General features: G+C 66.1%; 6 protein-coding genes and 1 tRNA gene. 4 read left to right on the top strand and 3 right to left on the bottom strand.

Translation table 11 applies throughout. The features are described 5' to 3' along the window. On the bottom strand, window positions 1-1,619 hold a 1,619-nt coding region (locus CVM52_RS24125), incomplete at its 3' end, for a proline dehydrogenase family protein (protein ID WP_205965022.1). A 106-nt stretch (window positions 1,620-1,725) separates the two neighbouring features. Between CVM52_RS24125 and CVM52_RS24120 the strand changes: the two genes are divergently transcribed. From CVM52_RS24120 to CVM52_RS24110, 3 genes are all read left to right on the top strand, one after another. Beyond that, window positions 1,726-2,214: an Lrp/AsnC family transcriptional regulator gene (locus CVM52_RS24120; RefSeq protein ID WP_100164856.1), complete on the top strand. Its 489-nt coding sequence runs from the start codon at window positions 1,726-1,728 to the stop codon at window positions 2,212-2,214. A 30-nt stretch (window positions 2,215-2,244) separates the two neighbouring features. Continuing rightward, window positions 2,245-2,802 (top strand): tetratricopeptide repeat protein, encoded by a 558-nt coding sequence (locus CVM52_RS24115; RefSeq protein ID WP_133119969.1) that lies wholly within the window; start codon window positions 2,245-2,247, stop codon window positions 2,800-2,802. Between the two features lie 44 nt (window positions 2,803-2,846). Continuing rightward, window positions 2,847-2,931: transfer RNA gene (locus CVM52_RS24110), tRNA-Leu, on the top strand. A 23-nt stretch (window positions 2,932-2,954) separates the two neighbouring features. On the opposite strand, the gene CVM52_RS24105 is transcribed toward CVM52_RS24110, so the two are convergent. Further along, complete coding sequence (locus CVM52_RS24105) at window positions 2,955-3,584, bottom strand: J domain-containing protein (RefSeq protein WP_100164854.1); 630 nt, start codon at window positions 3,582-3,584, stop codon at window positions 2,955-2,957. A 106-nt stretch (window positions 3,585-3,690) separates the two neighbouring features. On the opposite strand from CVM52_RS24105, the gene CVM52_RS24100 reads away from it, so the two are divergent. Further along, window positions 3,691-3,948 carry a BolA family protein gene (locus CVM52_RS24100; protein ID WP_100164853.1) on the top strand — a complete coding sequence of 86 codons (258 nt, stop codon included), beginning with the start codon at window positions 3,691-3,693 and terminating at the stop codon, window positions 3,946-3,948. A gap of 16 nt (window positions 3,949-3,964) precedes the next feature. On the opposite strand, the gene CVM52_RS27195 is transcribed toward CVM52_RS24100, so the two are convergent. Beyond that, window positions 3,965-4,175: hypothetical protein (locus tag CVM52_RS27195; protein WP_205965021.1), on the bottom strand; the 211-nt coding region annotated here is incomplete at its 5' end.

Genomic DNA, 4,175 nt, shown 5'->3' with positions numbered 1-4,175 from the left:
AGCGGCGCGGCCTGCCAGGCGTGGCTGCGGAACGGCGCGCGGGCGGCGTCGATGGCGGCCAGCGTCGGCGCATGGGTCAGATCGAAGCCCTTGGAATTGATGCGCTCGGGCAGGAACAGCTCGGAACCGGCGGGCAGCGGCGTCTCCGCCGGGGCCAGCGCGGCAAAGGGGTCGGCGGCCACGGTTTCCGGCGGCACCGAATCGTCGACGATCTGGTTGACGAAGGAGCTGTTGGCGCCGTTTTCCAGCAGGCGGCGCACCAGATAGGCCAGAAGGTCGCGATGCGCCCCCACCGGCGCGTAGATCCGGCAGCGGCTGGCGTGGCGCGCCTTGACGATCTGATGCAGCGCCTCGCCCATGCCGTGCAGGCGCTGAAACTCAAAGGGCTGGTCCTCGGCCATGTGCAGAATGGCGCTGACCGTATGGGCGTTATGGGTGGCGAATTGCGGATAGATCCGGTCGGTCAGGCCCAGCAACTTGCGTGCATTGGCGATATAGGAAATGTCGGTGGCCGTCTTGCGGGTGAAGACGGGAAAGCCCTCCATTCCCATCACCTGGGCGCGCTTGATCTCGGTGTCCCAATAGGCGCCTTTCACCAGCCGCACCATCAGCTTGCGGTCATGGCGGCTGGCCATGTCATACAGCGTGTCGATCACCAGGCCGGCGCGCGGGCCATAGGCCTGCACCACCACGCCGAAGCCGTCCCAGCCGGCCAGCGCCGGCTCGGCCAGCACCGCCTCGATCACCTCCAGTGACAGCGCCAGGCGGTCGGCCTCTTCGGCGTCGACATTCAACCCCATACCAGCGGATTTGGCCAACAGCGCCAGCGCCCGCAGGCGCGGCACCAGGTCGGCCATCACCCGCGCTTCCTGGGCCACCTCATAGCGCGGATGCAGCGCCGAGAGCTTGACCGAGATGCCGGGATTCTCGCGGATATCGGCCGAATTGCAGGCCTCGGCAATCGCCGAGATCGCGCGCGAATAACTCAGGTGATAGCGCGCCGCGTCGGCCTCGGTGCGCGCCGCTTCGCCCAGCATGTCATAGCTGTAGGTATAACCCTTGGCCTCCATCCAGGCGGCGCGTTTCATCGCCGCGCCGATGGTCTCGCCCAGCACGAACTGGCGGCCCATCTCGCGCATGGCGCGGCCGACGGCGGTGCGGATCACCGGTTCGCCCAGCCGCTTGATCGCGGCGCGCAGCGCATGGGCGGGGCCGGGGCGGTCATCGTCCAGCACCCGCCCGGTCAGCATCAGCGCCCAGGTCGAGGCATTGACCAGCGGCGAGGCGGAATGGCCCAGATGTTTGGCCCAGTCCGACGGCGCGATCTTATCTTCGATCAGCGCGTCGATGGTGTCGGCATCGGGCACCCGCAACAGCGCCTCGGCCAGGCACATCAGCGCGATGCCCTCATCGGTGGACAGCCCGTATTCGGCCAGGAACACCTCCATCAGGCCGGGGGCCGATTGCGACCGGATCGCGCGCACCAGGTTGGCGCCGGCGGCGGAAATGGCACTGCGGTCCTCGGGCGTCAGCGCAGCGGTCTTGGTCAGCGCCGCGATCAGCGCCGCCTCGTCCTGGTATTTGCCCGAGTCGATGCGGGTGCGAAGCGGGGGTGTCATCGGGGAACTCCGTTAAGTCTCTCCCGGTATATCGCGAAAATGGCGGGACAATCGACGGATTTTGCCTCATCATCAGGACAATGGACCGAAAATTGGGGGATTTGCAATGCAGAATGACTGGCCGGGGCTGGACCGGTTTGACCGGATGATTCTGAGCGTTCTGGCCAGCGAGGGCCGGATCAGCATCGCCGACCTCGCCCGCCGCATCGGCCTGTCGAAATCACCAACCCAGGCGCGGCTGAGGCGGCTGGAGGCCGAGGGGATCATCCGCGGCTATCGCGCGCTGATCGACCCGATCCGCCTGGGGCTGGACCATGTTGCCTTTGTCGAGGTGCGGCTGACCGATACGCGGGAAAAGGCGCTCGCCGCCTTCAATGCCGCCGTCGCCCGGGTGGGCGAGGTCGAGCAGGTGCACATGATCGCCGGGAATTTCGACTATCTGATGAAGATCCGCACCCGCAGCATGAGCGAATACCGCGCCGTGCTGGCCGAGAAGGTGTCGACCCTGCCTTATGTCGCCTCGACCTCGACCTACGTGGCGATGCAGGCGGTCAAGGAAGACGGGCTGCTGGGGCCGCTCGAAAATGTGACTTGACCGCTGGCCGTTGGCGAGCCGCAATGGGGTATGCGACGGCTTGCAGCGACTATATGCGTCTTGATGGCCGGGCCGGGGGCGGCCGACTGCCCCGATGCGCCCGATCACAGCGCCTCGATCGCCGGGCTGCTCGGCGAGGTACAGGCGGCCCGGACCGAGGCCGAGGCGCGCGAGATTGCCAACCGCATGTGGGGGTTCTGGACCGACGCGCCGGATGAACTGGCGCAGGAGATGTTGGACCGGGGCATGACCCGGCGCAGTTCCTATGATTTCCTTGGCGCGCTCAAGGATCTCGACCGCCTGGTCGCGTACTGCCCGGAATATGCCGAAGGCTATAACCAGCGCGCCTTCGTGCATTTCCTGCGGCAGGATTTTACCCCGGCGCTGCGCGATCTGGACCGCGCCATCGCGCTGTCGCCCAACCATGTCGCCGCGCTGTCGGGCCGGGCCTTGACCCTGATGGGTCTTGGCCGCATCGACGAGGCGCGCAGCGCGCTGGATCACGCGCTCGAACTGAACCCCTGGCTGCCCGAACGCCGCCTTGCGGGGCCGGGCGGGCCGCTGGCGCCGCTGGGTAAGGATATCTGACCGGCTTGCCGCTGCGGCTGTCTGTTGCTATCGGAGGCAACAAGGCGGGCGTGGTGGAACGGTAGACACAAGCGACTTAAAATCGCTAGGGCTTGGCCCGTGCGGGTTCGACTCCCGCCGCCCGCACCAAGAGCACCCCGCGGTTCCGGGGCTCAGTCCTTGAAGTTGCGGCTGACCTTGATCTGGTCCCAGGCCCAGACCACTTCCTGCAACTGCTCTTCCTGGCTGCGGTCGCCGCCATTCATATCCGGGTGCAACACCTTGATCAGCGCCTTGTAGGCCTTGCGCACCTCGGCCTTGGTCCAGTGGTCCTTGGCGTCCAGGATCTCGATGGCGCGGCGCTCGGTGGGCGGCAGCCGGCGGGTGGTGGCGCCGTTGGACTTGCCCGGGTTCTGGGTGGCATTGGCGCCCAGAACCTGATGCGGGTCCTCGATGCCCAGCCGTGCCCAGGCGCGCGTCTCGGGGTCGCCCAGCGGCTTGGTCGCCCGTTCCCACACCTTGTCCTTGGAGCGCTGCGCGTTGATCTCGGCCTCGGTTGTGCCGTCGAAAAAGTTCCACTTCAGGTTGTACTCGCGCACATGCTTCTGACAGAACCAAAGATATTCGTCCAGCACGTCGGGCGCCTTGGGGGCGCGGAACTTGCCCGGCTCGTTGCAGCCCTCGTGATGGCAGATCCGGGTCGAGGTTTCCGACGCGCCGGACATGCCGCGGCGGCCGCGGGGGTTTTTCTTTTTGGCGGCGGAGACCGAAAGATCAAAGCCAAACGGGTCTGTTTTGGACATCAAGAGTACCCTCCTGGCACTTGAATTCGACTCGGAGAAGAGAGTTTAATCCAAGTCAGCAGAGATAGAAGAGGCAGCGGCAAAAAAAGTGTCGCGAATAGGTGATATGACTGTGAGTGACGAAATACGGTCACGGCTTGTGGCCGCTTTTGACCCGACCGCGCTGGAAATTGTCGACGATAGCGAAAGCCATCGCGGCCATGCCGGGTTTCGCGAGGGCGGCGAAAGCCATTTCAACGTGCGGATCCGGGCGCAGGCTTTTGACGGGCAATCGCGCATCGCCCGACATCGGGCGGTGCATGCGGCGCTGGGCCGCGATCTGGTGGGACGCATTCACGCGCTGTCCCTCGATATAGGCGTTTAGCGCAGGGAAAGAAGGCTTAGTCGGGGTCGCGCGAGTGGCTCCCGGCGCGGGCATTGCGGCGCATCACCTTCTCGATTCCCGAAATCGCCCGGTCTTCCTTTTCCGGTTCAACTGGTTCCGCCTCCGGCACATGCGGCTCGGGCGTTGCCGCGCCGGCAGCGGCGGGTGCGGGCGGCGGTGTGTCTTCGCCCTCCGGCGGGCGGATGAACACCGGCGGCGCCGCGCCC

This window comes from Pseudooceanicola lipolyticus (genome assembly GCF_002786325.1).
GTDB lineage: Bacteria > Pseudomonadota > Alphaproteobacteria > Rhodobacterales > Rhodobacteraceae > Pseudooceanicola_C > Pseudooceanicola_C lipolyticus.
Note: the sequence above shows the minus strand (reverse complement) of the source record. Positions and strands in the feature narration are given on the sequence as shown.

What these genes read in the sequence shown, in the direction of transcription:
- CVM52_RS24120 (WP_100164856.1), top strand. Translation starts at nt 1,726, where the DNA reads ATGCAGAATGACTGGCCGGGGCTGGACCGGTTTGACCGGATGATTCTG.
- CVM52_RS24115 (WP_133119969.1), top strand. Translation starts at nt 2,245, where the DNA reads ATGCGACGGCTTGCAGCGACTATATGCGTCTTGATGGCCGGGCCGGGG.
- CVM52_RS24105 (WP_100164854.1), bottom strand. Translation starts at nt 3,584, where the DNA reads ATGTCCAAAACAGACCCGTTTGGCTTTGATCTTTCGGTCTCCGCCGCC.
- CVM52_RS24100 (WP_100164853.1), top strand. Translation starts at nt 3,691, where the DNA reads ATGACTGTGAGTGACGAAATACGGTCACGGCTTGTGGCCGCTTTTGAC.